Here is a 26,796-nt window from a genome sequence, read left to right on the forward strand (position 1 = left end):
GCCGACGCTCAGTCCTCCCCCTGCGCGACCGCCTTCCGCTCACCCGCTGCCTCCCGTATCCGGCGCACGATCAGGACGACGAGAGCTATCGCGATGGCGGAGTAGACGGCGTAGTCGAGATAGCCGAGGTACTGCTCCAGCTGCTCGTGCTGGGTGCCCAACGCCGCTCCGACCCCGAGGAGAAGAGCGTTCCACAGTCCGCTCCCGATGATCGTGTAGACGCTGAAGGTCACGAGGTTCATCCGCGACGCGCCGGCGGGGATCGAGATGAGGCTGCGGACACCGGGAACCATCCGTCCGACCAGGACGGTCCAGCCGCCACTGCGCACGAACCACTCGGATCCGCGTTCGAGGTCGGAGCGACTCACCAGTTTCGTGGCAGCGAGCATCCGCACCGCCCGGTCCATGCCGATCGCCGCACCGAGCCAGTACAGCAGCAGCGCCCCCAGCCACGACGCCAAGGTGCTCCAGAAGATCAGCCACCCGAGATTCAGGGAGCCGCTCTGGCTCAGGTATCCCGCAAAGGGCAGGATGACCTCGCTCGGGATCGGCGGCACGAGCACCTCGAGAAAGACGAGCACGCCGACGCCGACGTCTCCGAGGGCTGTGAGGACGTCGGCGGCGAATCCGGTGAGGCCGGTGAAGCCGTGTTCGGCGGCAGCAGTGGGAACCATGCGGGGTCAGCGCCCGAAGATGTCGCCGATGCCGGGGAGGCCGAGATCGCCGAGCTGCTCGCCCCATCCACTCGCTGCCTCTCCGACCCCGGATACCGTCTCGCCGGCGGCCCCCATCAGCTCGCCTGCGCCGCCGGCGAGCGACTCGATGTCGACGCCCTCTGCGAGCGCTCCGAAGTCGACGCCGATGTTCGCCGCCTGCTCCAGCAGAGGCCCGGCCACGGTGCTGACCACCGCACCTCCGGCCACGACGCCGAGAAGACCGACGGTCGCGCCCCCTGCGGCGACGGCAGCGCCACCGACGCCTGCGCCCCGCACGCGCGAGAGCAGTCCGCGCATCCGTCCGGGGTTCATGGCCTCTGCGCGACCCGCCGCTCTGGCGAGGTCGTCGGCTGACGAGGAGCGCGGGCGCTCTCCTGGCGCAAGTTCCTGTCGCATTCGAGCCTCGACGAGCGCACGCTGCTCGGGCGAAAGTCGCGCGAACGCCTCGCGGTGGATCTGCTCGACACGCTGCGGATCGGCCGTCTGCAGAAGGTAGTCGTAGCGGGCGATGGCCGCCCGATCGGCATCGGTCACGGACGGCGACGCGCGCGAGGCACCAGCCGCGGGCGGCGTGTACGGGTCACCGGCAGCCGGCGGCGTGTACGGGGCACCGGCTGCGGGACCGGGCAGCGAAGTCCGTCCGGCATCCCCCTGCCCGCGCACGGCGTCGACGGCGCCGCGCAGCATCCCGCTCCAATCCGTCGACCGGGATTCGTCGTGCGAGCGCGATCCGCCGGCCGAGTGGCCGTTGCGCCCTGAGGAGGCATTCTTCTCCAGCGCTTCGGAGGCCATTCCGATCAATCGGGAGAGCTTTCCCATGAGTGGTCCCTTTCGTGGTGCGGACCACCGGGGATCCACGACGTCGGGACGACGGCAGGGTTCACTCAGCAGCCCGCGATGCGGGTGCCAAGGTCTCCTCCACCCTCACGGGCCGGCGGGCCGGAGCACGATCTCGAGCTCGTAATGACGACTTCGCCGCATTCGGGAGTACTCCCCTTGCCCGCGAGACGATACCGACCGCACCTATGCGTCGCCTCGGAACGACCCGCCACGACGACGATCGACCCCGGCGCAGTGCGCTCGGGGCCGATCGTCGTCGTGCGGAAGGTGTTACTTCGCCGCTGCTTCCGCCGTCTCGGGAGTCTTCTCCGCGACGGGCTTCTTCGCAGCCGGCTTCTTGGCAGCAGGCTTCTTCGCGGCGGGCTTCTTTTCCGCCGGGGCGGCCTTCTCCGCCGGAGCGGCCTTCTCCGCCGGAGCGGCCTTCTCCGCCGGGGCGGCCTTCGCCGGAGCATCAGCCACGGGCGCAGCGGGAGCGGCCGGGCGCGGACGCGCGGCGAACTCCTCGAAGACGTAGCGCGGGTTCTGCACCGTCTCGAGGTTCACGAGATCGCGGCCGAGCCACAGGTTGTTCCACCAGCCCCACAGCACGCGCCACTTGCGCTCCCACGTCGGCATCGCGAGACCGTGGTAACCGCGGTGCGCGAGCCAGGCGATGAAGCCCTTGAGCGCGATCTTGCCGGACTGGAAGACGCCGTTGTACAGGCCGAGACCTGCGACAGCGCCGAGGTTCTTGTGGAAGTAGTCCTTGGGCTTCTCGCCCCGGAGCACGGCCACGAGGTTCTTCGCGAGGAGCTTCGCCTGGCGGACCGCGTGCTGGGCGTTCGGCACGCAGAAGCCTCCGACGCCACCACCCGAGAGATCGGGGACAGCGGAGACGTCTCCGGCTGCCCATGCACCCTCGACGAAGGCCTCGGGTGTGCCGACACGCAGATCGGCGCGGGTCTGGATGCGACCGCGCTCCTCGACCGGCAGATCTCCGCCGCGCACGACGGTCGGGTTGGCCATGACGCCGGCTGTCCACACGATGACGTCGGTCGGGATGACCTCGCCGGTGGAGAGCTCGACGTTGCCGTCGACCGCACTGGTGAGCTGCGTGTCGAGGTGCACGTTCGCGCCGCGCTTGGCGAGGTCCTTGAGCACCCACTCGCTCGTCTGCAGCGAGACCTCGGGCATGATGCGGCCCATCGCCTCGATGAGGTGGAAGTGCGTGTCCTCGAAGCTGATCTGCGGGTACTTGCCGACCAGCGCGGACGCCAGCGAACGGAGTTCGGCGAACACCTCGATGCCGGCGAAGCCACCACCGACGACCACGACGGTCAACAGACGGTCGCGCTCGGGACCGGCGGGGAGCGAGGCGGCCTTGTCGAAGTTCGACATGACCTTGTCGCGGATCGCGACGGCCTCTTCGATCGTCTTCAGTCCGATCGCGTTGTCGGCGATGCCGGGGATCGGGAAGGTGCGCGAGACGGCGCCCGCCGTGACGACGATCTGGTCGTATGCGAACTCGTACGGCTCTCCCAGCGGCGGCGTGATGGTCGCGACCTTCTGGGCGTGGTTGATGTTGGTCACCTTGGCGGTGAGCACGTTGGTGCGCTTGAGGTGACGGCGGTGCGCGACCACCGAGTGACGGGCCTCGATGGAGCCCGCGGCGACCTCGGGGAGGAACGGCTGGTACGTCATGTACGGCAGCGGGTCGACCATGGTCACGTCGGCTTCGCCCTTGCGCAGGTGCTTCTCGAGCTTCCACGCGGTGTAGAAACCCGCGTACCCTCCGCCGACGATCAGGATCTTGGGCACAGTGCTGTTCTGAGGCACAGAAGAACTACTCCTCGGAGTCGGGGGTGTGGCGTACGGAAATGCGCGCCGATCGGATGCGCCGGGCAGCAGCGGTGACGCCAAGCGCTATCAGGATACCAGGGACTGTGAGCGCAATGAGCGGCAGGGTACCGTAGCGCAATGAATCCGCGCTGGGAAGCAGCGGTGAGCCGGGATCGGTGGGTGCGTCGGCCGCCGGCAGAGGCGGGATGTCTACCGGCGTGACGGGCGCGGCCGTCTCGGGTTCCGTCTGTGCACGGCGGAAGACGCGGATCCACTCGGCGAGATCCCCCATCGGGTTCTCGCTCACCGCCGGAAGGTTCGCGGAGATCGCCGCAGCGGCGTCGACCAGCCCATACCCGTACAGCGGGTCCTGCGGTTTGACCGCGTCGGGGACGGGGATGGCGGTCTTGATGATGCGGTTGATCACGTCGATCGCCTTGATCTCGGGGTGTGCCGAGCGGATCAGGGCAGCGACCCCTGCGACGATCGGGGCTGCGCCGCTCGTGCCGCGCCACGGCGTGACGGTCCCGTCGGCGGAGACTCCGATGAGTCCTTCGCTGGGCGCGGAGATGCCGATCGTGATGCCCTGTGTCGAGGCCTCGATGCTGGCCGTGCCGGTCTGGTCGACGCCGCCGACCGTCAGCACCCCGGGGATGGTCGCGGGAGCACCGATGATGTTCGTGCCGCTTCCCCTGTTCCCCGCCGCGACGACCACCACGACGTCGTGCTGGAACGCGTAGAGGAATGCCTCATCCCAGCTCTCATCCCAATCGAGCGTGTTCGTGGTGAAGGAGAGGTTGATGATGTCGGCGCCGTTGTCGACAGCCCACTTCATGCCCTTCGCGACCTGCTCCGTGAACGGCACGGCCGCGGCGGCGCCGAATCCGACGGAGATCGAGAGCAGGTTCGCCTCCGGAGCGACGCCGATCATCCCAGTGCCGTCGGGAGCGCCTCGTCCGGCCGCGAGCGACGCCACCCAGGATCCGTGATTGCCGTCGACGGCACCCAGAGGGGTGCGGCCATCCGGCGTTCCGGTTCCCGATACGTCGGTTCCGCCGACCACGGCGTCGCCGAAGACGGAGGGCACCTTGGCGATACCCGTGTCGATCACGGCGATCGTCACGCCCTCGCCACGTGTGGTCTGCCACGCTTCGCGGATACGCGCGCCGTCGAGCCAGTACTCCGAGGCCCGGACCGGGTCGGCCGGGTCGTCCGGGACCGGTGGCGGGGTGGCCGTGGCCCCGATGAGCAGCACGGACGCTGCGACCACCACGATGGCGGCAGCGCTGCGCAGCGTCCGGCGCACGGTCATGCCGTGGAGGCCGCCGCGTCGCGGGTGGCAGCGCCGGGGTCTTCGCAGCGGCAGACGGCGGGCGACCAGGAGGAACGCGCGAGCGCCGCGTCGCCGATCGGGTTCACTCCAGGACCGGCGGCCAGGGCATGCCCGGCCAGGGCGTGCAGGCACTTGACGCGCGTGGGCATGCCACCCGCGGAGATGCCGTCGATCTCGGGGACCTCGCCGAACTCGGCACGATCCGCCAGGTAGGCCTCGTGGGCTGCGAGATAGGCCGCAGCCATGTCGTCGTCCTCGGCGATGAGTGCGGCGAGCTCGGGCATCACCTGGGTGGCTTCCAGCGTCGACATCGCCGCCGTCGCCGCGGGGTGCGTGAGGTAGTAGAACGTGGGGAACGGCGTGCCGTCCGGCAGGCGCGGCGTCGTGGCGACCACCGTCGGGTTGCCGCAGACGCAACGGGCCGCGATACCCACCACGCCCCGGGCGGAACGGCCGAGCTGGGCCGATACGACGGCGAGTTCGGCGGGCGTGGGGGCGGGGAAGGGCGGCGTGGTCACCCCACCAGCGTAGGGGAGGCTGCGGGGAAGATGCTCGGAGCGGATGCTCAGCGAGTGACGGCGGCGGTGTCGCTGAGCCCGGACGACACGAGGGTGCGCAGCAGCTGCGGCATCCAGTCCGTCGGCTTCTCGACGAGCGTGTCGCTCACCGGCTCCTGCTCCCGCGGGAGTGCAGCAGGATCGAGGTCGTTGTCGATCAGGTAGACGACCTCGCCTGGTTTCACGTAATAGAGGCGCTCGCGGGCCTGCGTCGTGATGTACGCGGGGTCGTTCCAGCGCTCGCGTTCGGCTTCGAGCGCCGCGATCTGGTCTTCGCTCACCTGCACGGAGGCCTCGAGGGCTGCGATCTTCTGGCGCTGGTCGATGAAGGTCCCGAGCGTCGGCACCAGCACCCACGCACCGAGCACCACCAGCGAGAGCATGATGACGGAGAAGGCGGAGAGGCGGATGCCGGAAGCCCACTCGCGCACATCGACGCGGGGGGCTCCGCCTCGGCTCCCCGCCGCCGCGCGCGCGGTCGAAGGCGCCGCCGCGCGCGCGGTCGACGGCGAGGTCGCGCGGGCCTTCGGCGTCGCCCTGCCCTTGCCTTTCGCCGCGGGTTTCGGCGTGTGCGCTCCCGGAGACGGCGAAGGAGGAGCCGGTCGTCGTGCCACGGCTCCTCCTTCGTCGTGCCGCATCAGCGGCGGTGTTCACCGCCCGCGGGCGGCTCTGCGTGCGTGTGTGCGCTCAGGCCTGGTAGCGCGGGAACGCGGAACGGCCGGCGAAGACCGCGGCGTCGCCCAGCTCCTCCTCGATGCGCAGCAGCTGGTTGTACTTCGCGACGCGCTCGCTGCGAGCGGGCGCGCCGGCCTTGATCTGACCGGCGTTGGTCGCGACGACCAGGTCGGCGATCGTGGTGTCCTCGGTCTCACCCGAACGGTGCGACAGCATCGCGGTGTAGCCCGAGCGCTGTGCGAGGCTGACCGCGTCGAACGTCTCGGTGAGCGTGCCGATCTGGTTGACCTTCACGAGCAGCGAGTTGGCGACACCGCGCTTGATGCCGTCGGCGAGACGCTGCGGGTTGGTGACGAACAGGTCGTCGCCGACCAGCTGCACCTTCGAGCCGAGCGCCTCGGTCAGGTGCTTCCAGTTGTCCCAGTCGTCCTCTGCCAGAGCGTCTTCGATCGTGACGATCGGGAAGTCGTTGACGAGTCCGACGTAGTACTCGGTGAGAGCGGCGGCGTCCCAGTCCTTGTTGTCGAGGCGGTAGACGCCGTCCTTGAAGAACTCGGTGGCGGCGACGTCGAGGCCGAGCGCGATGTCGGTGCCCGGCGTGAAGCCGGCCTTCTCGATCGCCTTCACCAGGAAGTCGAGGCCCTCGCGGTTGCTGGGCAGGTCGGGGGCGAAGCCGCCCTCGTCGCCGAGGCCGGTCGCGTAGCCCGCGGCCTTCAGCTCGGCGCGCAGCACGTGGTAGGTCTCCACGCCCCAGCGCAGTGCCTCGGAGTAGGTCTCGGCACCGATCGGCGCGAGGAAGAACTCCTGCATGTCGATGCCGTTGTCTGCATGCTCGCCACCGTTGATGACGTTGAACAGCGGAACGGGGAGCACGTGGGCGTTCGGACCGCCCAGGTAGCGGAACAGCGGAAGGTCGGCCGAGTCGGCCGCGGCCTTCGCGACCGCGAGGCTCACGCCGAGGATGGCGTTGGCGCCGACGCGCTTCTTGTTCTCGGTGCCGTCGACCTCGATGAGGATCTCGTCGACGATGCGCTGCTCGCTGGCCTCGACGCCTTCGATCGCCGGTCCGAGCTCGTCGATGATGGCCTCGACGGCCTTGAGCACGCCCTTGCCGCCGTAGCGGCTCTTGTCGCCGTCGCGGAGCTCGTACGCCTCGAACGCGCCGGTGGATGCACCGGACGGCACGGCCGCCCGCTGCACGATGCCGTCGTCGAGGAGGACCTCCACCTCGACGGTCGGGTTTCCGCGCGAGTCGAGAATCTCGCGTGCGCCTACAGCCTCGATCAGTGCCACTGATGTGCTCCTTGCTCAGGGGGAAAACGTTGTGTGGAGCGTCGTCGATCCGCGCCCAGTCTAGCCCGGCCTCCCGACGGCTCCGAGGACCCGCCCGTCAGACGACGACCGCGATCGCGAAGCCGTCCCATCCCTTGGCTCCCACGGTCTGCAGTGCCGTGGCATCGAAGCGCGGGTCCTCCCCCAGCATGCGCAGACCTTCGCGCGTGCCGACGACCTTGGGGTCGTTGGAGTCGTCACGGACGATCTCGCCCTCGCGCCCGATGTTGTCGAGAACGATGACGGTGCCGGGATGACCGAGCTTCGCCGCCCAGTCGAGGTAGATCGTGTTGGACTCCTTGTCGGCGTCGATGAACACCAGGTCGAATCCGCCGACCAGGGTCGGAAGCACGTCCGCTCCCCTGCCCACCCGGATGTCAACGCGGTCTCCGACGCCCGCGGCGTCGATGCTGGCGCGTGCGACCGCCGCGTTGGCCGCCTCCGCCTCGACCGTCACGACGCGTCCATCGGAGCCGACGGCGCGGGCGAGCCAGATCGTGGAGTACCCGCCGAGGGTGCCGATCTCGAGCACCCTGCGCGCGCCGCTGATCCGGGCCAGCAGATGCAGGAGCTTGCCTGCCACCGGAGCGACCTCGATCTCGGGCATGCCCGCGTCACGCTGGGCGGCGAGCGCCGACTCCAGGTCGGGGTCGGGACCGACGAGCAGGTCGGCGAGGTAGGAGTCGGCATCGGACCAGGCGGCGGGGGTGGATTCCATGGCCTCAGCCAACCCCCGCCGCTGCCCTCCGTCAAGGGCGCGGCGTGGAGAGCAGACGACCGGGCGCGTCAGCGAGCTCGGGCTGCCGTCGGAACTGGCCGGTCGACACGAGCACGAGCACGACCGCGGCGATCACGACCCAGCTGGCGACCCCCAGGGGACCTGCGAGAGCGAGGTCCGGCTGCGCAGCGGCGAAGATCATGACCATCCCCGCAGCCGCGTTCAACGAGCCGTGCGCGATCACGGCCGGCCACACGGAGGCCGACCGCAGACGCAGCCAGCCGAGCAGGATGCCCCAGGCCACGCATCCGCCGACCATGAACAGCACCCCGGTGATGTCAGTGCGCCCGAAGTTGTAGCCGAGCAGGATGACCGGACTGTGCCAGAGGCCCCAGATCACGCCACTGAGGATCAGCGCAGGCCAGGTCCCGAGCGGGCGCAGTGCCGGCAGCAGCCAGCCCCGCCACCCGAGCTCCTCTCCGAATGCGAAGAGACTGTTGAACAGCCCGCCGACCGGGATCATCGCCAGCTGCGCGAACACGATGACCTGGACGGGAGGAAGCGGCGTACCGGCCGGGACGGCCTTCTCCAGCTCGGCGGCGAAGGCCGCGAACGTCAGGTCGAGCTGCACGAAGCCGAGAGCCGCGGACAACAGGATGCCCAGTGCCACCAGGAGCGGCGGCGCGAGCCAGCCAGCCACCATGAGCCAGATCACGCGTTTCGCGGGGCGCAACGGCCACAGTCCGAGGAAGCGGGCGCGCCGCCCTGGCGCGGGGACGCGCATCAGGAACGTCACCACCAGCGCGGCGATCGCAGGGGTGAACATCATGATCGGCAGCAGGAAGACCGACATCGGCTCGGCGAGACCGTCGCCCAGCCACAGTGGCAGCGCCACGAGCCAGGCGAGGGCGAAGGACACCGCCACGAAGACGATCACCGCGGCCCAGGGCACGCGACGCGCGTGCAGGATCCGGTCGTTCATGAGGTCGCCTTTCCGTCGTCGGTCGAGGGGGAATCCGGTGTTCGCGAGCGGTCGACATAGGACTGCAGCAGTGCGGCAGCTTCTTCCGCACCGTCGATCGTCGCGATGAAGGGCCGTCGACCGCGGCGGGACACCTCGATCGCCGCGCCACGTCGCATGACGATGCCCGTGCGGCCGTCGACGGCGATGCGCCATCCCCATCCGCCGAACTCACCGAACGGCGAGATGTCCACGGCGCGGGCGGACTCGACCTCATCGAGAGGGATGCGAACACGCGGCCACCCCAGCAGGGAGCGGGCGGAGAAGCCTTCGGGCGTGACCTTGATACGGAAGGACGTGGTCGCCGCCACCGCGAAGCCCACGACGAGCGCGACCACCGCGACGATCCAGCCGCCCTCGACGCCGGTGCCCAGCATGAACGCGGCGACCACGACGAGGCCGAAGAGCACGACGAAAAGGAGCAGGAGCGCCCCGCGCGGCATCGTGGTCGTGGCGACCCACACGACGCGCTCCCCCTTCGCGACGTGCACGGCGTACCGAGGCTCGAGTGTGCGTCCCTGTTCCGCTCGCACTCGCGGCTGCACGACCCACGCGATGGCACCGACCACCGCGAGCGCCCCGAAGGCCAGGGCCATGACGCCGCCGATCCCCGGAGCGTCAGCCGGGTCGGCGAGGTCGCGCTGGATCGCGAGCGAACCGAGGCTCATGACGGCGGCGAGGGACGACATGCCGGCGGCGAGCGCGCCCATCATCCGTGCAGCGCCGCCCCAGTGCGCACCGACCGCGGCGAGTGTCACGATGGCCATCAGCACGGGCAGCCCGAGGCCGACACCGAGGAGGATCCAGAGGTACGTGGCCGGAGCTCCGAAGCCGTCGGCACCGTTCAGCCCCCAGTGCGTCGCGACCTCCGGCGGCAGCGCGGGCAACCACGTCAGCAGGACCACGACGGCGATCGCCGTGATGACGACCGGCAGGATCACCGCGACGAGGAAGAAGGCCAGCCGGGCGCGTCGCAGCAGCGGAGGCGGTGTGCGCGTGAGGTCGTGGGTGGTTTCGTGATCGCTCATGGCGAATCCTCCTCGGGGTTCTCGATCGGGCGCATACCTGTGTCGGCATCGCGGTGTGCGCGGACGATGCCGGCGAGCGTGTCGGCGGAGACGCCGAGCGCTGCGGCGCGACGCACCAGGTCGTCGATGTCGTGTGCGAGTTCGGCCAGGGGCGCGGCCGAGGCCGCGATGACCGCTCCCCTGCCGCGACGGAGATCCACCAGGCCCTCGTCGCGCAGCTGCTGGTACGCGTGCAGCACGGTGTGCTGGTTGATGTCCAGCGCTTCGGCGACGTCGCGCGCCGCGGGAAGACGATCGCCGGGCGCCAGCACGCCGGCGAGGATGTCGGAGCGCACCGAAGCCGCCACCTGATCGTACAGCGCCCGCGGGCTGTCGAGATCGACGCGGATCAGCATCCGGCCCTCCTCTCCTCGAATCTCTACTTATTCTATGCGAACTATAACAACTGTGACAACCCTCCAGACGGCTTTGTCGGACTCGGTCGGGTGCTCCACACTGACCTCATGCGCATCACTCCCCGCCGACTCGCGATCGGCATGAGCCTCTGGATCCCCAACCTCTTCAGCGGGATCCGCGTCCGTCGTTTCCGCGAGGACTGGACGCACGCGACCGTCGAGCTCCACGTCAACGTCTTCACCCGCAACTACGTCAAGACCGCATTCGGCGGATCGATGTCGGCGATGACCGATCCCTACTTCTTCATGCTGGTCATGCATCAGCTCGGACGCGACTACGTCGTGTGGGACACCCGAGGCGAGATCGAGTTCCTCAAGCCGGGACGTGGAGTGCTGACGGCCGAGTTCGAGGTGTCGAAAGAGAAGGCCGCAGAAATCCGGGAGCGGGCGCACGGGGGCGCCAAGGTGCTCGAGTGGTTCGAGACGGTCATCACCGACCGGGAGGGCGACGTCGTGGCGAAGGTGCGTCGCGAGGTCTACATCCGGGAGAAGAAGCGCGTCACCGCCTCGCGGGGTTGAACCCGACGCCGAGCGTCGAAGACCTCGCGATCAGCGTCGGGGCGAGTCGCACGGTTTCGCGCGCGGTCGACGCCCCCGACACCAGTCCGAGGACGAGCTCGAGGGCCGTGCGTCCGCTCTCCTCGAACGGCTGGCGCACGGTGGTGAGGTCGAGCGCCTCGGCTACCTCGCCGTCGTCGTAGCCGACGACCGCCAGTGGCGGGGTGTCGACGTCGGAGCGCAGGGCGGACAGGACGGCGACGGCGAACTGGTCGTGATTCGCGACGATCGCCGTCGCTCCTGCGGCTCGGGCTGCGGCGATCACGCGACCGTCGACCGAGGACGGATGCGCCACCGCCAGGTCGGTCACCCCCAGGTGCTGCGTCAGCCCCTCGATGCGGAGCATCCCGGCCGACACGTACGCCGGCGAGCGCTGCGGCTCATGGACGAAGAGCACACGGCGATGCCCGAGCCCGGCGAGGTGGCGGCCGATCTGCGCACCGCCGTCGCGGTCGTCGACGAGGACGACCGGACCGCCCACGTCGGACCGCGTCGGCACCACGTCGACATAGACGACCGGGATGCGCGCCGCCTTGCTCGCCCGCCGCGCTGCTCCCCCGAGCGGAACCCCCATCACCACCAGACCGGTCGCGTCCGTGCGCGTGGGCAGCACGTCGAGCAGCGGCTCATCCGCGGCTGCCGCGGAATCGAGGTCGTAGGGGATGATGTCCACCGCTGCGTCCCTGGCCCGCCGGAGCATTCCGGAGAGGCGGCGCAGATACGACGGGTAGGTCGTGAACGGCGCGGCCACCGCGATGCGGGCGGCACCGACCCGGCGGCCCTGCGTCATCCGATAACCGAGGGTCGTGGCCGCCGCGACGATGCGTTCGCGGGTCTCCGGTCGTACCCGGTGGGGGGCGCTCACCGCCAGCGAGACGGTGGAGATGCTCACCCCGGCGCGCTCCGCGACGTCGTAGATGGTGACCCTGCCTGGCCGTGCGCGCATCGCCCGTGTTCTCTCTTCATCGAAGTTCTTCGATTGCCCAGACTAGGTCGGAACTCGTCTTGCGGGAACCCCGCCGAGACGCGAACCCATCGAAGGAGATGCCCGATGCCGACAGCACGGTCCCGGTTCCGACGCCCCGCGCTCGACAGCGCGGTGGCGGCGTGGGAGGAACGCGTCGCACCGCTGCTCGCCCCGGAGCCCGCAGACCCCGCGGGCCGCCGCCGGGTCGCGGCTCAGAATGACGACGCCGTGAGCGCCGCGCTGGGTATCACCCCGCTGCCGACCGCCACCGAGGACCACATCGTCCCGGTCGACGGGCACCCCGACGTGCGCGTGCGGGTCTACTGGCCCGGTGAGGAGCGTACACCGCCAGGGTCGGGGCTCCCCGTGCTCGTGTACTTCTACGGCGGCGGGTTCACCATCGCGGGCATCGACTGGGTCTCCTGGGATGCGCGCTTCCGGGTCAGAGCACACGACGCCGGCATCGTGATCGTCGCCGCCGATTACGCCCATGCGCCGGAGGAGCGCTTCCCCACGCAGCCGGAGCAGTGCTGGTCGGCGTTCGAATGGACCCACGCGCACGCGGAGGAGCTGGGGGCGTCGCCCGAGAGGATCGCCATCGGCGGAGCATCGTCGGGAGGCGACCTCGCCGCGGCCGTGACGCTCATGAACCGTGATCGCTCCGCGCATCCGATCGCGCTGCAGCTGCTGGAGAATCCCGCCCTCGATCTGACCATGGGACATGCCGACATGAGTGGCATCGATGCCCGCATGCCTGGCGTCATCGTGCGCGCGGTCGGCCGGACGCTCGTGCGTCAGTACGTCGGAGACGATGCCGCGGCGGCACGCCGACCGTACGCCTCCCCGCTGCGGGCCGCCTCTCACGAAGGCCTGCCGCCGGCACTGATCCTCACCTCGGAGCTCGACCCCCTGCGTGGTGACGGGGAAGCCTATGCGCGCGCACTCTCGGCGGCCGGCGTGCCGGTGACGGCGATGCGCTTCATCGGACAGACCCACGGCTCGCTGGGATCGACCGGGTTCGTGCCCTCCGCAGACGTCGCACACCGTCTCGTCGTCTCCGAGCTGCGCACGCTCCACCCAGGAGCGACCGCATGAGCGCTCCCGAGTACCTCGAGCCGCCGTTGGGTCCCGAGATCCGCGAATGGATCCAGCGCATCGGCGAACTCTCCGCGACGCTCCCCGACCTCGAGTCTCGCGAGATGGCAGCCCGTCGCCGGGCGCAGCGCGAGTTGAGCGACCGCCTCGCCGTCGAGTTCACCGCTCCCGTTCCCGCCGAGGTGGAGATCGACGATCTCGTGGTGTCGGGCGGAGCGGGACCGCTGCGTGCCCGTCGGTTCCGCCCGACGTCGGCGATCGGGGCGATGCCGACGATGCTGTGGCTGCACGGCGGCGGGTGGACGGGCGGCACGATCGACGAGATCCTCAACGATCGCCTGTGCGCGGATCGCGCGCTGCGGTCAGGAGTGCAGATCGTCGCGCTCGAGTACCGCCTGGCTCCCGAGCACCCGTTCCCCGCCCCCGTGGACGACGCCGTGGCCGCTCTCGCCGACCTCCGCGAGCGCGCCGCCGAACTCGACGTCGATGCCGACCGGCTCGGTGTCGGAGGCAACTCCGCGGGGGCGACGATCGCGGCGACCACCGCTCTGCGCCTGCGCGACGCCGGAGAGCCGCTGCATCACCAGGCGCTCGAAGTGCTGCCCGCGGCACTGCGGCTGTTCGGCGACTCGATGCACCGCCGCCTTCGGCCCGCCGAGCGCACGGGCATCGAGCACCTCGCCGGGCTGTATCGCGCGGGAGCGCCGCTCGCCGAGGCCTCACCACTGGATGCGCCGGATCACCGCGGGCTCGCGCCCGCACTCATCCTCGCCGCCGAGTACGACCCGCTCCGCGACGGTGCCATCGCGTACGCCGACAGCCTGCGTGAAGCAGGCGTCCCCGTCGTGCTGCACATCGGACTCGGGCACGACCACGCGTCTCCCGGGCTCACCGGATGCTGGGAGGGAGCCCGCGAATGGCGCGACGCCTTCGTCGAAGAGCTCGCCGGTGCCTACCGCGCCGACTCCCATCCGATGCCCCGACCGCCGGACGGAGCCGCGACCACCACCGGCACGCGGCCATGAGCAGTTCCCACCCCGACCGAGACCAGGAGACGAAGATGTCCACCCACGCCGTCGATCCCGTTTTCCCCGCAGATCCCGCTCCCCCGCTCACCGCCGACGCGATCCCCGGACAGCGCCAGACGCGCCTGTTCTGGATCACCTTCGTGCTCGCGTGGTTCGGCTCCGGCATCGCCCAGGGCGTCGCCGGTGTCGCGATCCCGCAGCTGCTCAAGGAATGGGACCCTGACCAGGCGACGGGCAACCTCAGCATCATCCTCACCCTCGGCGGCGCCGCCATCCTCATCACGACGCCGATCTTCGGTCGGCTCAGCGACCGCTCGATGTCCCGCCTCGGCATCCGCCGCCCCTGGATCCTCTCCGGCGCGCTGATCGCCCTGATCGGCTACGTGATCCAGGCGACCGCACCGAACCTCCTCGTGCTCGGCGTCGGCACGATCCTGGTCCTCGTCGGATGGGGTGCCGTGTCGATGACCGTCCACACCCTGTTCGCGGATCAGATCCGCCGCAGCATCCGCGCGATCATGTCCGCCGTCACCGGAGCGGCCACCGCCATCGGCATCCTCGGCGGAGTCTCCCTCGCGGGCATCGTCGCGCCCATGGGCCAGATCGGCATGTTCCTGATCCCCGGCGGCCTCTCCGTGGTCCTCGCGCTCACCCTGTTCTTCACGCTGAAGGACATCCGGCGACTGCTGCCCGCCGAGCCGCTCGACTGGAGCGGGGTGCTCGCCACCTTCTGGTTAAGTCCGCGTCGCTACCCGGACTTCGCGTGGGCGTGGGTGTGCCGCTTCTTCATGACCGCGTCGATCGTCTCGGTCACGAGCTATCTCTACCTCACGATCTCCGGCCGCTTCGGCATCGACGACCCGACCGAGATAGCCGCCGTGCAGACTCAGGCCACAGCGGCCTTCACGCTGATGAACCTGGTCATGGCGTTCGTGTTCGGCGTGATCTCCGATCGCACGGGTCGCCGCAAGCCGAGCGTCATCATCGGCGCCCTCGCGAGCGCCGGAGGGCTCATCCTCGCGATCTCCTTCGGCGACATCGCCTTCTTCCTCGTCGGCATCGCGATCGTCGGGGCGGGGCAGGGCGCCTACATCGCCGCCGACGTCGCGCTGATGACGGAGTGCCTCCCCTCGGTCGAGGACGCCGGCAAGGACCTCGGCATCGTGGCTCTCGCCTACCTGCTGCCGGGCATCCTCGTCCCCGTTTTCGGATTCTTCGCGACCCGCATAGGCTCGCCCACAGGTGAGAACTTCGCGGCCCTCTACATCGGCGCGGTCGTGATGGCCGTGATCGCCGCGTTCGCGGTCACCCGAGTGAAGGGCGTGCGATGACCGATGCTCCCCGCCTGGGCGGCGCCGCGCGGCGCGAGTACCGGCGGCTCGCCCGCGTCGCCGATATGCCGGCGAAGACGCACCAGGACGTCGTCCGGACGACCGGCATCCGGGTGGCTTCGGACGACGGCGCCGCGCTCCTCACCGACCACTGGCACGCGGAAGGATCCGGAGGCGACACGATCCTGATCCGCACGCCGTACGGCCGCGACGGGATCGCCGGCGTCGCGCTCTTCCTGGCCGAGCGAGGGCACCATGTGGTCGTGCAGAGCTGTCGCGGCACCTTCGGCTCCGGCGGGACGTTCGATCCGCTGCACGACGAGGTCGCCGACGGGCAGGCGACGATGCGGTGGCTGCGCGCGCAGCCGTGGGCGACCGGACGCGTGCACTCGTGGGGCGGGAGCTACTTCGGGGTGACCCAGTGGGCGTACTGCGACGGCGACGACCGCCCCGACGCGCTCGGCATCGCCATCTCCGCGCGGCGCTTCGACGATGCCATCCTCTACCCGGGCGGCGGATTCTCGATCGACACCCCGCTCACGTGGGCATACGCCCTCGACATCCAGGAGCGGGCGCTGCCGTCGAAGGCCTGGGCGCTGCTGCGTGCCCGGCGCGGATTCCGTCGCGGCGCGCTCGCCGTCCCGCCGGCGGATGCCGTGCGCGTGGCCCGAGGCGCCGATCCGCAGTTCTACCGCGACTGGGTCGAGCACAGCGATCAGGGGGACCCCTGGTGGGAGCCGATGCACTTCGCGCAGGACGTCGACTCCATCCCGCCCGTCACGCTGGTCGCCGGCTGGCAGGATCTGTTCCTCGTGGGCCAGCTCGACGACTACGCGGCCCTGCGCGATGCGGGTCGTCCGGTGCGCCTCATCGTCGGCGACTGGGTGCACGGGGCGCCCGACATCACCGTCATCGGCGTCCGCGAGGTGCTGCGCTCGTTCACCGGAACGGCGCAGACCGAAGGGGTGCGCATCGACGTGACAGGTGGCGGCGGCTGGCGGGAGCTGGACAGCTGGCCCCCGCCGTATACGGCCGTGGAGCTGGAGCTCACCCGCGACGGGCGCCTCGACGGCACGGGCGTCGCCAGCCCCGCGGCCGACCTCACGTACCGCTACGATCCGGCGGCCCCGACCCCGGATGCGGGCGGCAGGACCCTCAATCCGTTCTCCGCCGGGCGCCGCCCCCAGCACACCCGCGAACGCCGGGCGGATGTGCTCGTCTTCACGGGCGACCGGCTTCCCGACGACCTCCTCGTCATCGGCACGCCCACGATCACGCTGTCCTTCGCGTCCTCGAACCCGCGTGCCGATCTGTTCGTGCGTCTGTGCGAGGTGGACGCGCGAGGGGTCTCGCGGGCGCTCACCGACGGGTACCGGCGCCTTCGGCCGGAAGAGGTGCACACGGACGAGACGCACACAGACGAGGCGGGCCGGATCCGTCTCGAACTCGCGCCTCTCGCCCACCGGTTCGCGGCGGGGTCACGCCTGCGCGTGCAGGTGTCGTCGGGCGCGCACCCGCTGCACCTGCGCAACCCCGGAACCGAGGACCCGGTGCGCGACCACTCGCGGCTCATCCCCAGCGATCAGACCGTCCGCGTCGGCGGCACGGCGCCGGCGACCCTCACGCTGCCCGCACTGGCCGTCGTGCCGTCACGCTCGCACGCCTCTTCACCCGTTGTTCACCGGCGCGTGACACGATGACGGGATGCCCCTCGCCCGTCGTCTGACGCTCGGAGACGCGGTCGCCATCGGTCTCGGCTCGATGATCGGCGCCGGTGTCTTCTCCGTGTGGGCTCCCGCGATCGGGGTCGCTGGCAGCGGCGTCCTCATCGCCCTCGCGATCGCCGCGGTCGTCGCATACGCCAATGCCACCTCATCAGCGCAGCTCGCCGCCGCCCACCCGGTCGCGGGTGGCACCTATGCCTACGCCCGCGCGGAGATGGGCCCCTGGTGGGGCTTCATCGCGGGATGGAGCTTCGTGATCGGCAAGATCGCGAGCTGCGCGGCGATGGCCATGACGTTCGCCGCCTACGCGGCACCGGCCGGCTGGCAGCTGCCCGTCGCGGTCGCCGCTGTCGTGCTGCTCGCCGCCGTGAACTGCCTCGGCGTGACCCGCACCGCCCTGGTCACCCGCATCCTCGTGGTGTGCTCCCTGCTCGGCCTCGCGGTCGTCGTGGTCTTCGGGTTCGCCGGCGCTCCGGCGGCGAACCCGACCCCCCTCCCCGATGCCACGGCCTACGGAGTGCTCCAGGGGGCCGGCCTGCTGTTCTTCGCATTCGCGGGATACGCCCGGATCGCGACCATGGGTGAGGAGGTCGTCGATCCCGGACGCACGATCCCCCGTGCCATCGTGCTGGCGCTGGGCGGCACGGTCGTCGTGTACGCGCTGGTGGGACTCGTCGTCGTCCTGGTGCTCGGCGCCGGTGCGACCGATTCGACCGCTCCTCTGGTCGATGTACTGGTGGCCGCCGGGGCATCTACCTGGGCGCCCGTGATCCGCATCGCTGCTGCCGCCGCTTCCCTCGGTGCCCTGCTGGCTCTGCTCACCGGGATCGGTCGTACGGCCCTGGCCATGGCTCGCGAGGGTGACGTCCCTCGATTCCTCGCGAAGATCGATCGGCGCCATCAGGTCCCGCAGCGCGCGGAGATCGCCATCGCGCTCATCGTGGTCGCGATCGTCCTCATCGCCGACCTGCGCGGCGCCATCGGCTTCTCCTCCTTCGGCGTGCTGCTGTACTACCTGATCGCGAACGCCGCCGCATTCCGTCAGAGCGGGTCCGCGCGTCGGTATCCACGGGTGCTGCACGTGCTCGGAGCGCTCGGCTGCCTGGTGCTGATGAACACTCTTCCCGTGCTGGCCTCACTGATCGGTACGGGGGTCGTCCTCCTCGGGGTCGGATACCGGCTGCTGCGGCTGCGGTTCGAAAGAGCCTGAGCCCCGCGCACGCCTGAGCTCGACGCGCCGCGGTCAGCCCCGCGCCTGGGAGCGGTACATGCGCGGTGCGATGCCGAGGACCGCCTGGAAGTCGCGCGTGAGATGCGCGTGATCCGCGTAGCCGAGCTCGGCGGCGATCGAGGCCAGGTCGGTCTCCGGGTTCTCTCGCACTCGCTGCGCCGCCTCCTGCAGCCGCCGACGTCGGATCATCGCGGCGGGCGAGAGCCCCACGTGGCGGTGGGTCATCCGCTGCAGGGTGCGCACCGAGACGGCCAACCTCGTGGCGGCCTCCTCGGGGGTGAGCGCGGCGCCATCGCCCATCAGGACGTCCATGAACGCGTTGGCCCGGCGTTCCGGTTCGCCGACCGGCCCCGCACGATCCTCGAGCCACTGAGAGAAGGCCTCGACCGCCCGCTCGCGTCGCCCCTCGCCCGAGCTCATCGTCGACACGACGGCAGCGCGCAGCGCGCCGGTACCGCTCCCGTCGTGGAGTTCCCACTCGTCGTCGACGAGAGACGCCGGAGCGTCGATCAGCACGGCGACCGCTGCCGGACGCAGCAGCGCCCCGACGGCCCAGCCGCTCCCCCGCAGATCGCGGTGCGACGCCCGCGTCGTCGCTCCGGCGAGCGTGACGGTGTTCGCGTCGACGACCAGGTTCAGCGCCGGATACGCCACGATCTCCTGCCGTGACGAGCGCCCAGGCTCGATGTCCCACTCCGGGATCCAGAACCACTCCACCAGCTCCGCGGCTGCCGGCGGCGGTGGCAGCCGGTGGAACTGCGGAAGGCGAGCGGGGTAGAGCACCCCGCGGGTCGGGTTCACCATCGGCCCAGCGTAGGCCCCGACGCCGACAGGGCGAGGCTGTCGCGGATCTTCAAGCCGCCGCCGCATCGCCCGTTCTACCGTGGCGTCATGAGCACAGACCACACCACGACGCACACCCCCACGGCCGGCGCGAACGGCACGTACACGACGAACGGGCGCCCGCACAGCGCCACCTCGCTCACCCCCTTCCTCGCCATCCCCGACGCGAAGCAGGCCATCGCGTTCTACCGCGACGTCTTCGGGGCCAGAGTCGTCGACGTGACCGAGTTCGGCGGCGTGGTCGCGCACGCCGACCTGGACTTCGGCCTCGGCCTGCTCCAGCTCGGGGAGCCCAATCCCGAGTACCACCTCGTGCGCTCCCCCGGTGGCGACGACGACTGCTACTCGATGGGGCTGTACGTCGCGGACGTCGATGCGGTCGTCGAGAAGGCGGTCGCCGCGGGAGCGACCGTGCGCGAAGCACCCGCACCCTTCGTCTCCGGTGATCGCTTCGCCAGCATCCGCGATCCGTTCGGGGTGCGCTGGTCTGTGATGACGCGCGTCGAGGACATCTCGGACGAGGAGAGCAGTCGTCGAGTGGCGGAGTGGGCGGCGTCGTTCAGCGGGTCTCCTGCGGACGAGGCGAGCTGAGCGACCGCTCCGCCGCGCGGCACACCGCCGGAAGCAGTGCCTCGGCCGTACGGCGGTAGCCCAGGGCGCTCGGGTGGAAGCGGTCGAGGCTGAACATCGCCTCGGGCTCGTCGAAGAACATCGGACCCACCGCTCGACGCAGATCGACCGGCTCCGCGCCCGCCCGCCGCGCCGTCTCGGCCTGGATCTCGGCCAGGCGGCGCGACAGACCGGAGGCGATCCGCCGCAACGGCTGCGGCACGGCGCGGAGCGCGCCCAGGTCGGGGCACGTGCCGACGACGACCTCGGCATCCATGCCGCGCAGCCTGCGGATCACCTCATGCAGATGTTGTGCCGACAGCGCAGGAGGCAGTCGGTGCGTCACGTCGTTGCCGCCGACGACGATCACGGCGACGTGCGGAAGGTACCCCTCGGGGAGCGCATCGAACTGGCTCGGCAGATCGGGAGACTCCGACCCTACGACGGCCACCGTGCGCAACCGCACCGGTCGCTGCAACCGGCGCCCCGTCGCCTTCGCGAGTCGAGCGCCGAGAGTCTCCTTACGGCGCTCGGCACCGAGCCCGGCCGCGATCGAGTCGCCGAGCACCAGCAGCTCCAGCGGCTCGCCGCCGAGGGAGCGGCGCCAGACACGATCCGCATCGAGGGAGTCCTCCCCCAGCGGCTTCCCGATCCGCCGTCGGGCGAGCGCGGCCTGCTGCACCAGCACGACGCGGACGACACCGAGCACGACGGCCAGAGCGGCACCCGCCAGGGCGATGCGGACGACGAACGCGGTGCCGATGCGACTCACCCCACGATTGCACCCCGTCGGCGTGAACGCGGCGTGAACGCGCATCGGCCCGGGAGGTTCCGGAGGCCGGCCGCAGGAGGCTCAGGACAGGGGCTTGAGCTCCAGGTCTGCGGCACCGGCGGACACGATCGCGAACGAGGTGTAGCCGTCGACCGCCGAACGCTCGAGCAGCGCCTTGACGTTCTTGGTGCGGCGCTCGAGTCGGACCCTGGCGCCGTCCGCGATGAGCGCGGCCTTGTGCGTGACGAGCTCGTGCACCGGAACGTCGGCGTCGTGGATCAGCACGACCGCGTTCGTCGTGACGTCCGACTCCTCTGCGATCAGGTCGACGAGGCGCTCGAAGCCGAGCGAGAAGCCCACCGCGGGCACCTGCTGCCCGAGGAACCGACCGATCATGCCGTCGTAGCGTCCGCCACCGCCGAGGGAGTAGCTGACGGACGGATGCGCGAGTTCGAAGATCGTGCCCGTGTAGTACCCCATGCCGCGCACGAGGAACGGGTCGAAGACGAGCGGGATGTCGGACTGTCCCCGTCCCGCAGCCACGGCCTCGCCGATGCCGACCAGGTGCTCGATCAGGTCGGCCGGAGCTCCGTCGGGCAGCGCCTTGCGGATCTGCCGCTCGCCGAAGGGGTTGTACTCCAGCGTCTGCGGGCGGCGGAGGAAGGCGTCGAACGCGTCGGCGGCTGCGGTCGATGCGCTGCGCTCACGTAGCTCGGTCGCCACTCCCTCCGGACCGATCTTGTCGAGCTTGTCGATCGTGATGAGCACGCCGGGACGCTCCTCGGCGGTGAACCCGAAGCTGTCGAGCATCCACTCCAGCACCCGGCGATCGTTGATGCGCACGGTCGCCCCGTCGAGGCCGAGGGCGTCGACCGCGTCGAGCGAGGCGACCATCAGCTCGGCCTCGGCGCGTGCGGAGTCGTCCCCCATGATGTCGATGTCGCACTGCACGAACTGACGGTAGCGGCCCTTCTGCGGGCGCTCCGCCCGCCAGACCGGTCCGATCTGGATCGAGCGGAAGACGGTCGGCAGTTGACCGCGGTTGCTCGCGTAGAAACGCGCGAGCGGCACCGTCAGGTCGTAGCGGAGGCCGAGGTCGGAGAGCGCTGCGGGGTCGTCGGCCGCGGCGCGGATCGCGTCGGCATCCAGGCCACGGCGGAGGATGTTGTACGAGAGCTTCTCGTTGTCGCCACCGATGCCGGCATGCAGACGGTCGTACTCCTCGACGACGGGCGTCTCGATCTCGTCGAATCCATGCGCGAGATAGCGCTCGCGGATGACGGAGAGCACACGCTCACGGCGGGCCTTGTCGGCGGGGAGGATGTCGCGCATGCCGCGCGGCGGGTTCACGGTAGCCACGGTTCCATCTTCCCAGGTCTGCCGACTCGGTCGTGCCGGGATGGGGTCGCGCCGGGATCAGCGCGCGGCTTCGGCGGCGCGCACGTCGTCTTCCAGCGCACGCAGCCGCTCGCGCAGGGCCCGCTCGGCGTCCCACCCCTGCTCGTGGGCGGTCGCCACCAGCGCGAGGAGCGCGTCCCCCAGCTCTTCCTCCGAGGCGGGGGCAGCGGCAGAGGCGACCCGCTCGACGGGCACTCCTGCGCCGATGGCACGCTCGGCGATCTTCTGCGCGAGCGCGAGCGCCGGCATCCCGCGCGGCACTCCGTCGAGCACGCTGCGTCGGGTGCGCTTCTCCGCGGCCTTCGCGGCGTTCCAGTGCACCAGCACCTGCTCGGGAGTCTCAGCCACCTCCCCGGCGAACACATGCGGATGACGACGCACCATCTTCTCCGTGAGCGTCTGCGCCACGTCGTCGATGTCGAACGGATCGTCCGGGTCCTGCGCGGCGATCGCCGCGTGGAACAGCACCTGCCAGAGCAGATCCCCCAGCTCCTCGCGCAGGTCGTCGCGAGAGCCGACCTCGACGGCATCGATCACCTCGTGCGACTCCTCGATCAGATAGGGCACGAGGTCGCGATGCGTGATCTGCTGCGACCACACGCAGCGCTCCCTGACCGCGCGCATGGTCTCGGCAGCCTCGCGCAGCGGGTCCTCCCCGGGCGAGCGGACCTCGGATTCAATGCTCACGGTTCCTCCTTCTCCCGATGACCGGTTCACGACGACCGATCACGACGCCCGATCACGACGCCCGATCACGACGCGCGATCACGACGATGCGGATGAGAGCCGACGGTACCAGCGCGCACGCAGCGACACGATGATGCCGGAGAGCACCAGCGCGATCAGCGAGCCCACCAGCACACCGAGGATCGCCTGATCCCTGATGCCGCCGTCCTCCGCGAAAGCGAGGTTCGCCAACAACAGGGACACCGTGAACCCGATGCCGCCGAGAGCGCCGGCCGAGAGGATGTCGGCGAACGGCAACGCCGGGTCCGATCCCTTCGGGCGGATGCGCATCGCGATCCAGCCGAACAGCGAGATGCCGATGATCTTGCCCACCGGCAGGGCGACCACGATCGCCCAGAATGCCGGGGACAGCTGCGTGATCGAGACGGCGGGGATCACGACGAACGCCGCGACGAAGGCGAACAGCGGCAGGATCGCCCCGTTCACCGTCGGCTCGAGCGCGTGTCTCGTGCGCTCGGCGGGGACGGGTGCCATCACGAGTCCGAGCAGCACGCCTGCGATCGTCGCGTGGATGCCGGAGGAGGCGACCAGACCCCAGGTGACGACGCCGACCAGGACCATGGCAACGGCGATCAGGGGGTGGCCCTTCGCATGCAGGAGTCGGCTCAGCGCCCAGAACACGGCCACGCCCACGATCGCGAGTCCGAACAGCAGCCACTGCACATCGACGGCGAACAGCACGGCGATGAAGACGATCCCGATGATGTCGTCGAGGATCGCCAGGGCGAGCAGGAAGACGCGCACCCGGGACGGGAGTCCCTTGCCGAACATCGCCAGCACCCCGAGCGCGAAGGCGATGTCGGTCGCCGTCGGGATGGGCCAGCCCGGTGCCGTGACGCCGTCCCCACCGGCGATCAGCAGGTAGACCGCGATCGGGACGAGCACTCCTCCGGTGGCCGCGATGGCAGGCTGCACCGCCTTGCGCGGGGAATCGAGTTCACCGTGGGTGAGCTCGTGGCGCAGCTCGATGGCCACGACCAGGAAGAAGACGGCGAGGAGACCGTCGGACACCCAGTGCGCGATCGACAGGTCGAGGGCGGTGCCTGGCACGGCGATGTGGACGTCGAGGAACGCGGCGAGCGCATCATGCGTCGGGAGGTTCGCGAGCAGCAGGCCGAGCCCGGCCGCGAGAAGGAGGAGGACGGCGGGGAACTGCTGTCCGCGGAGGGGGTTCGCTGAGATGCGCATCCCGTCCATCGTAGGTCGCGCGCGTGCCGCGCACCCGGACGGCGCGGTGACGGAGTACGTCGTCATGCGTGCAGGCGACCCCTCGCACGCGGGATACTCTCGAGGGGTGACCCCCGCACACTCCTTCTCCGAACCCACGAACACCGAGGCCATCCGCGTGATCGGCCGATTCGAGGCGGGCCAGGGCATCCCCGATGCCATGCGCACCGACGTCCGCATGCTGGGCCAGCTGCTCGGTCAGGTGCTGCGCGAGGCCGGTGGCGACGACCTGTTCGACGACGTCGAACGTCTGCGCCTCGCCACGATCCAGGCCTATGAGGACGAGACCTCGGACGCCTTCGAGCGCGCCGCGGCCATCGCCGAGTCGTTCACGGTCGCCCGTGCCGATGAGGTCGCCCGCGCCTTCACCTGCTACTTCCACCTCGTGAACCTCGCGGAGGAGCATCAGCGCGTGCGTGTGCTGCGCGAGCGCGCCGGCCAGCCGGGTCGCGAGGACGCCGCGGACACCGTCGCCACCGCATACGCGCGCCTGCGCACCGAGGTGGGCGACGACGAGGCGCGACGTCGGCTGGAGGGGCTCCGCTTCCACCCGGTCTTCACCGCGCACCCGACCGAAGCGCGCCGTCGCGCGGTGTCGTCGAGCATCCGCCGTCTGTCCGAGCTGCTCACACAGCACGATGCGGCGAGCGAAGGCGGTGCGGAGGAGCACCGTGCGCGCCGGCGCATGCTGGAGGAGATCGACACGCTCTGGCGCACGGCCCCGCTGCGGTCGCAGAAGCCGACTCCGACCGACGAGGTGCGCACCGTGATGGGTGTGTTCGACGAGACGCTCTTCACCACGGTGCCGCACGTCTACCGCCGCATCGACGATGCCCTCCGCGGAGACGATTCGGGTGCGAGCGCTCCGGTGGTCCCCGCGTTCGTGCGCATCGGCTCCTGGGTGGGCGGTGACCGCGACGGCAACCCGTTCGTCACGGCCTCCGTCACGCGGGAGGCGTCGCAGATCGCGGCGGACCATGTGCTCCGCGGCCTCGAGCGCGCGCTGGGGCGCATCGGCCGGACCCTCACTCTCGCCGCCGACGACACGCCGCCGAGCGCCGAGGTCACGGCGCTCTGGGAGCGCTTCGCCCAGACGGAGCCCGACCTGGCGGCCGAGCTCGCCACCCGCTCCCCCAATGAGCCGCACCGTCGCGTGCTGCTCGTGCTGGCGCGCCGCGTCGCCGACACCCGCCGCGGAGACGGCGGCCAGCCCTACGCGCGTCCCGAGGAACTGCTCGCCGACCTGCGGGCGGTGCAGGCGTCGCTCGCGGATGCCGGCGCGAAGCGCCACGCGTTCGGCGGGGTGCAGCACCTCATCTGGCAGGTCGAGACCTATGGCTTCCACCTGACCGAGCTCGAGGTGCGTCAGCACTCCCAGGTGCACGCGAAGGCTCTTGCCGAGCTCGATGCGGGCGAAGCCGTCAGCGCACAGACCGAAGAGGTGCTCGACGTCTTCCGCGCGATCGCGGACATCCAGCACGACCGGGGTCTGCGTGCGGCCGGGCGGTACGTCGTCTCCTTCACCCAGGCAGCCTCCGATCTCGCCAACGTGCACCGTCTCGCCCGATACGCGCTCGGCGACGATGCGCCTGTGCTCGACGTCGTGCCGCTGTTCGAGACCTTCGCCGACCTCCAGGCTGCCCCGGGCATCCTCGCCGAGGCCGTGACCTTCCCGGAGTTCCGCGAGCGCATGGCCGCGACCGGCAACCGGCTCGAGGTCATGCTCGGCTACTCGGACTCGTCGAAGGACGTGGGCCCCGTCGCCGCGAACCTGGCGCTGTACGAAGCCCAGGAGAAGATCGCCCGCTGGGCGCAGGACAACGACATCGAGCTGACGCTCTTCCATGGTCGTGGCGGCGCACTCGGACGAGGTGGCGGCCCTGCCAACTCGGCGATCCTGGCGCAGCCGCCGCACTCCGTCGACGGCCGGTTCAAGCTCACCGAGCAGGGCGAGGTCATCTTCGCGCGCTACGGCGAGCCCGCGATCGCGATGCGGCACATCGACCAGGTCGCCGCGGCCACCCTGCTGGCGTCGTCCCCCACCGAGGAGGAGCGCACCAGCCGTGCGGCAGAGCGCTACGCCGAAGTCGCCTCGGCGATGGACGCGGCCTCCCGTGAGCGCTTCTTCTCGCTGGTGAAGGCCGAGGGGTTCGCATCGTGGTTCGCCACCGTGACCCCGATGGAGGAGATCGGTCTGCTCGCGCTCGGCTCGCGCCCGGCACGACGCGGGTTGTCGGTCGAGTCGCTCGAGGACCTCCGCGCCATCCCGTGGGTGTTCGCCTGGACGCAGGCCCGCATCAACCTCGCCGGCTGGTTCGGACTCGGCTCCGCCCTGCAAGCCGTCGGCGACGAGGAACTTCTTGTCGAGGCGTACCGGGAGTGGCCGCTGCTGCGCACCATGATCGACAACGTCGCGATGAGCCTCGCCAAGACCGACGAGCGCATCGCCCGCCAGTACCTCGCCCTGGGCGACCGCGACGACCTGGCCCAGCTCGTGCTGGACGAGCTCGCCCTCACGCGGCGCTGGGTGATCCGTCTCACCGGCGGCACCGGACTCCTCGAGAACAAGCCCGTGCTGCAGCGGGCCGTGCAGCTGCGCAGCCCCTACGTCGACGCCCTCTCGCTCCTCCAGCTCCGGGCGCTGCGTGCCCTGCGTTCGGCGGATCACGGCCCGACCGGCTCCGGAGCCGACGCGGAGCAGCAGCGGCTGCTGCTGCTCTCGGTCAGCGGGGTCGCCGCCGGGCTGCAGAACACCGGGTGACCCGAGCCCTCC

25 protein-coding genes are annotated in these 26,796 nt (G+C 70.5%); 8 read left to right on the forward strand and 17 right to left on the reverse strand.

Annotated features, from left to right (window positions below; all coding sequences use genetic code 11):
- Nucleotides 1-8: 8 nt before the first annotated feature.
- From ABRP18_RS12010 to ABRP18_RS12060, 11 genes are all read right to left on the reverse strand, one after another.
- Complete coding sequence (locus ABRP18_RS12010; RefSeq protein WP_046749635.1) at nucleotides 9-674, reverse strand: DedA family protein; 666 nt, start codon at nucleotides 672-674, stop codon at nucleotides 9-11.
- Between the two features lie 6 nt (nucleotides 675-680).
- The gene (locus ABRP18_RS12015) at nucleotides 681-1,535 is read right to left on the reverse strand and encodes a cation-transporting ATPase (protein WP_349884711.1); all 855 of its coding nucleotides are present in this window, start codon (nucleotides 1,533-1,535) and stop codon (nucleotides 681-683) included.
- Nucleotides 1,536-1,826: 291 nt separating this feature from the next.
- A complete protein-coding gene (locus ABRP18_RS12020; RefSeq protein ID WP_193762000.1) occupies nucleotides 1,827-3,353 on the reverse strand; it encodes an FAD-dependent oxidoreductase in 1,527 nt (508 codons plus the stop codon).
- A 25-nt stretch (nucleotides 3,354-3,378) separates the two neighbouring features.
- Entirely contained in the window at nucleotides 3,379-4,686 is a 1,308-nt protein-coding gene (locus ABRP18_RS12025; RefSeq protein WP_046749637.1) for a S8 family serine peptidase, read from the reverse strand.
- Complete coding sequence (locus tag ABRP18_RS12030) at nucleotides 4,683-5,225, reverse strand: DUF501 domain-containing protein (protein ID WP_349884712.1); 543 nt, start codon at nucleotides 5,223-5,225, stop codon at nucleotides 4,683-4,685. Before ABRP18_RS12030 ends, ABRP18_RS12025 begins: the two co-directional genes overlap by 4 nt.
- Nucleotides 5,226-5,272: 47 nt before the next feature.
- Entirely contained in the window at nucleotides 5,273-5,878 is a 606-nt protein-coding gene (locus tag ABRP18_RS12035; RefSeq protein WP_179515898.1) for a septum formation initiator family protein, read from the reverse strand.
- A gap of 73 nt (nucleotides 5,879-5,951) precedes the next feature.
- Nucleotides 5,952-7,232, reverse strand: coding sequence for a phosphopyruvate hydratase (eno, locus tag ABRP18_RS12040; protein ID WP_046749639.1), 1,281 nt, complete (start codon nucleotides 7,230-7,232; stop codon nucleotides 5,952-5,954).
- 97 nt (nucleotides 7,233-7,329) lie between these two features.
- Complete coding sequence (locus tag ABRP18_RS12045) at nucleotides 7,330-7,989, reverse strand: class I SAM-dependent methyltransferase (RefSeq protein ID WP_349884713.1); 660 nt, start codon at nucleotides 7,987-7,989, stop codon at nucleotides 7,330-7,332.
- 31 nt (nucleotides 7,990-8,020) lie between these two features.
- Entirely contained in the window at nucleotides 8,021-8,971 is a 951-nt protein-coding gene (locus ABRP18_RS12050) for a CPBP family intramembrane glutamic endopeptidase (protein ID WP_113680110.1), read from the reverse strand.
- A complete protein-coding gene (locus ABRP18_RS12055) occupies nucleotides 8,968-10,038 on the reverse strand; it encodes a DUF1648 domain-containing protein (protein ID WP_058632520.1) in 1,071 nt (356 codons plus the stop codon). The genes ABRP18_RS12050 and ABRP18_RS12055 overlap by 4 nt, the downstream gene beginning before the upstream one ends.
- A complete protein-coding gene (locus ABRP18_RS12060; protein WP_061015784.1) occupies nucleotides 10,035-10,433 on the reverse strand; it encodes a GntR family transcriptional regulator in 399 nt (132 codons plus the stop codon). Before ABRP18_RS12060 ends, ABRP18_RS12055 begins: the two co-directional genes overlap by 4 nt.
- Before the next feature lie 108 nt (nucleotides 10,434-10,541).
- On the opposite strand from ABRP18_RS12060, the gene ABRP18_RS12065 reads away from it, so the two are divergent.
- Nucleotides 10,542-11,012 carry a PaaI family thioesterase gene (locus tag ABRP18_RS12065; RefSeq protein WP_046749849.1) on the forward strand — a complete coding sequence of 157 codons (471 nt, stop codon included), beginning with the start codon at nucleotides 10,542-10,544 and terminating at the stop codon, nucleotides 11,010-11,012.
- On the opposite strand, the gene ABRP18_RS12070 is transcribed toward ABRP18_RS12065, so the two are convergent.
- Complete coding sequence (locus ABRP18_RS12070; RefSeq protein WP_349884714.1) at nucleotides 10,993-11,997, reverse strand: LacI family DNA-binding transcriptional regulator; 1,005 nt, start codon at nucleotides 11,995-11,997, stop codon at nucleotides 10,993-10,995. The genes ABRP18_RS12065 and ABRP18_RS12070 overlap by 20 nt on opposite strands.
- Before the next feature lie 105 nt (nucleotides 11,998-12,102).
- On the opposite strand from ABRP18_RS12070, the gene ABRP18_RS12075 reads away from it, so the two are divergent.
- From ABRP18_RS12075 to ABRP18_RS12095, 5 genes are read left to right on the forward strand one after another with little or no spacing between them, the layout of a single operon-like run.
- Nucleotides 12,103-13,113: an alpha/beta hydrolase gene (locus tag ABRP18_RS12075; RefSeq protein WP_046749645.1), complete on the forward strand. Its 1,011-nt coding sequence runs from the start codon at nucleotides 12,103-12,105 to the stop codon at nucleotides 13,111-13,113.
- Entirely contained in the window at nucleotides 13,110-14,138 is a 1,029-nt protein-coding gene (locus tag ABRP18_RS12080; RefSeq protein WP_349884715.1) for an alpha/beta hydrolase, read from the forward strand. Before ABRP18_RS12075 ends, ABRP18_RS12080 begins: the two co-directional genes overlap by 4 nt.
- Nucleotides 14,139-14,173: 35 nt before the next feature.
- On the forward strand, nucleotides 14,174-15,472 hold the full coding sequence (locus ABRP18_RS12085; protein ID WP_058632516.1) for an MFS transporter: 1,299 nt from the start codon (nucleotides 14,174-14,176) through the stop codon (nucleotides 15,470-15,472).
- Nucleotides 15,469-17,172, forward strand: a complete 1,704-nt coding sequence (locus ABRP18_RS12090; protein WP_179515896.1) for a CocE/NonD family hydrolase — start codon at nucleotides 15,469-15,471, stop codon at nucleotides 17,170-17,172. The genes ABRP18_RS12085 and ABRP18_RS12090 overlap by 4 nt, the downstream gene beginning before the upstream one ends.
- A 4-nt stretch (nucleotides 17,173-17,176) precedes the next feature.
- The gene (locus tag ABRP18_RS12095; RefSeq protein ID WP_349884716.1) at nucleotides 17,177-18,406 is read left to right on the forward strand and encodes an APC family permease; all 1,230 of its coding nucleotides are present in this window, start codon (nucleotides 17,177-17,179) and stop codon (nucleotides 18,404-18,406) included.
- A gap of 33 nt (nucleotides 18,407-18,439) precedes the next feature.
- On the opposite strand, the gene ABRP18_RS12100 is transcribed toward ABRP18_RS12095, so the two are convergent.
- A complete protein-coding gene (locus ABRP18_RS12100; RefSeq protein WP_193761605.1) occupies nucleotides 18,440-19,231 on the reverse strand; it encodes a helix-turn-helix domain-containing protein in 792 nt (263 codons plus the stop codon).
- An 87-nt stretch (nucleotides 19,232-19,318) separates the two neighbouring features.
- Between ABRP18_RS12100 and ABRP18_RS12105 the strand changes: the two genes are divergently transcribed.
- Nucleotides 19,319-19,861, forward strand: coding sequence for a glyoxalase/bleomycin resistance/extradiol dioxygenase family protein (locus ABRP18_RS12105; RefSeq protein ID WP_046749648.1), 543 nt, complete (start codon nucleotides 19,319-19,321; stop codon nucleotides 19,859-19,861).
- Here the strand turns inward: ABRP18_RS12105 and ABRP18_RS12110 are convergent.
- The 4 genes from ABRP18_RS12110 to nhaA all read right to left on the reverse strand — a co-directional run bounded on the left by ABRP18_RS12110 (nucleotide 19,830) and on the right by nhaA (nucleotide 23,984).
- Entirely contained in the window at nucleotides 19,830-20,651 is an 822-nt protein-coding gene (locus tag ABRP18_RS12110) for an SGNH/GDSL hydrolase family protein (protein WP_374168944.1), read from the reverse strand. The two genes, ABRP18_RS12105 and ABRP18_RS12110, sit on opposite strands and share 32 nt — an antisense overlap.
- A gap of 81 nt (nucleotides 20,652-20,732) precedes the next feature.
- Entirely contained in the window at nucleotides 20,733-21,983 is a 1,251-nt protein-coding gene (gene hisS, locus ABRP18_RS12115; RefSeq protein ID WP_349885356.1) for a histidine--tRNA ligase, read from the reverse strand.
- Nucleotides 21,984-22,067: 84 nt separating this feature from the next.
- Nucleotides 22,068-22,673 carry a MazG family protein gene (locus tag ABRP18_RS12120; RefSeq protein ID WP_349885357.1) on the reverse strand — a complete coding sequence of 202 codons (606 nt, stop codon included), beginning with the start codon at nucleotides 22,671-22,673 and terminating at the stop codon, nucleotides 22,068-22,070.
- Between the two features lie 141 nt (nucleotides 22,674-22,814).
- Nucleotides 22,815-23,984 (reverse strand): Na+/H+ antiporter NhaA, encoded by a 1,170-nt coding sequence (gene nhaA / locus ABRP18_RS12125; protein WP_061015774.1) that lies wholly within the window; start codon nucleotides 23,982-23,984, stop codon nucleotides 22,815-22,817.
- Between the two features lie 106 nt (nucleotides 23,985-24,090).
- Here nhaA and ABRP18_RS12130 point away from each other — a divergent pair, with 106 nt between their 5' ends.
- Nucleotides 24,091-26,784, forward strand: a complete 2,694-nt coding sequence (locus tag ABRP18_RS12130; RefSeq protein ID WP_349884717.1) for a phosphoenolpyruvate carboxylase — start codon at nucleotides 24,091-24,093, stop codon at nucleotides 26,782-26,784.
- The last annotated feature ends 12 nt before the right edge of the window (nucleotides 26,785-26,796 follow it).

Source organism: Microbacterium sp. WHRI 7836, assembly GCF_040223885.2.
Lineage (GTDB): Bacteria > Actinomycetota > Actinomycetes > Actinomycetales > Microbacteriaceae > Microbacterium > Microbacterium oxydans.

Coding starts and splice junctions, on each gene's coding strand:
- ABRP18_RS12010 (WP_046749635.1), bottom strand. CDS start 674: ATGGTTCCCACTGCTGCCGCCGAACACGGCTTCACCGGCCTCACCGGA.
- ABRP18_RS12015 (WP_349884711.1), bottom strand. CDS start 1,535: ATGGGAAAGCTCTCCCGATTGATCGGAATGGCCTCCGAAGCGCTGGAG.
- ABRP18_RS12025 (WP_046749637.1), bottom strand. CDS start 4,686: ATGACCGTGCGCCGGACGCTGCGCAGCGCTGCCGCCATCGTGGTGGTC.
- ABRP18_RS12045 (WP_349884713.1), bottom strand. CDS start 7,989: ATGGAATCCACCCCCGCCGCCTGGTCCGATGCCGACTCCTACCTCGCC.
- ABRP18_RS12050 (WP_113680110.1), bottom strand. CDS start 8,971: ATGAACGACCGGATCCTGCACGCGCGTCGCGTGCCCTGGGCCGCGGTG.
- ABRP18_RS12055 (WP_058632520.1), bottom strand. CDS start 10,038: ATGAGCGATCACGAAACCACCCACGACCTCACGCGCACACCGCCTCCG.
- ABRP18_RS12060 (WP_061015784.1), bottom strand. CDS start 10,433: ATGCTGATCCGCGTCGATCTCGACAGCCCGCGGGCGCTGTACGATCAG.
- ABRP18_RS12065 (WP_046749849.1), top strand. CDS start 10,542: ATGCGCATCACTCCCCGCCGACTCGCGATCGGCATGAGCCTCTGGATC.
- ABRP18_RS12070 (WP_349884714.1), bottom strand. CDS start 11,997: ATGCGCGCACGGCCAGGCAGGGTCACCATCTACGACGTCGCGGAGCGC.
- ABRP18_RS12075 (WP_046749645.1), top strand. CDS start 12,103: ATGCCGACAGCACGGTCCCGGTTCCGACGCCCCGCGCTCGACAGCGCG.
- ABRP18_RS12080 (WP_349884715.1), top strand. CDS start 13,110: ATGAGCGCTCCCGAGTACCTCGAGCCGCCGTTGGGTCCCGAGATCCGC.
- ABRP18_RS12085 (WP_058632516.1), top strand. CDS start 14,174: ATGTCCACCCACGCCGTCGATCCCGTTTTCCCCGCAGATCCCGCTCCC.
- ABRP18_RS12090 (WP_179515896.1), top strand. CDS start 15,469: ATGACCGATGCTCCCCGCCTGGGCGGCGCCGCGCGGCGCGAGTACCGG.
- ABRP18_RS12095 (WP_349884716.1), top strand. CDS start 17,177: ATGCCCCTCGCCCGTCGTCTGACGCTCGGAGACGCGGTCGCCATCGGT.
- ABRP18_RS12100 (WP_193761605.1), bottom strand. CDS start 19,231: ATGGTGAACCCGACCCGCGGGGTGCTCTACCCCGCTCGCCTTCCGCAG.
- ABRP18_RS12105 (WP_046749648.1), top strand. CDS start 19,319: ATGAGCACAGACCACACCACGACGCACACCCCCACGGCCGGCGCGAAC.
- hisS (WP_349885356.1), bottom strand. CDS start 21,983: ATGCGCGACATCCTCCCCGCCGACAAGGCCCGCCGTGAGCGTGTGCTC.
- ABRP18_RS12120 (WP_349885357.1), bottom strand. CDS start 22,673: ATGCGCGCGGTCAGGGAGCGCTGCGTGTGGTCGCAGCAGATCACGCAT.
- nhaA (WP_061015774.1), bottom strand. CDS start 23,984: ATGCGCATCTCAGCGAACCCCCTCCGCGGACAGCAGTTCCCCGCCGTC.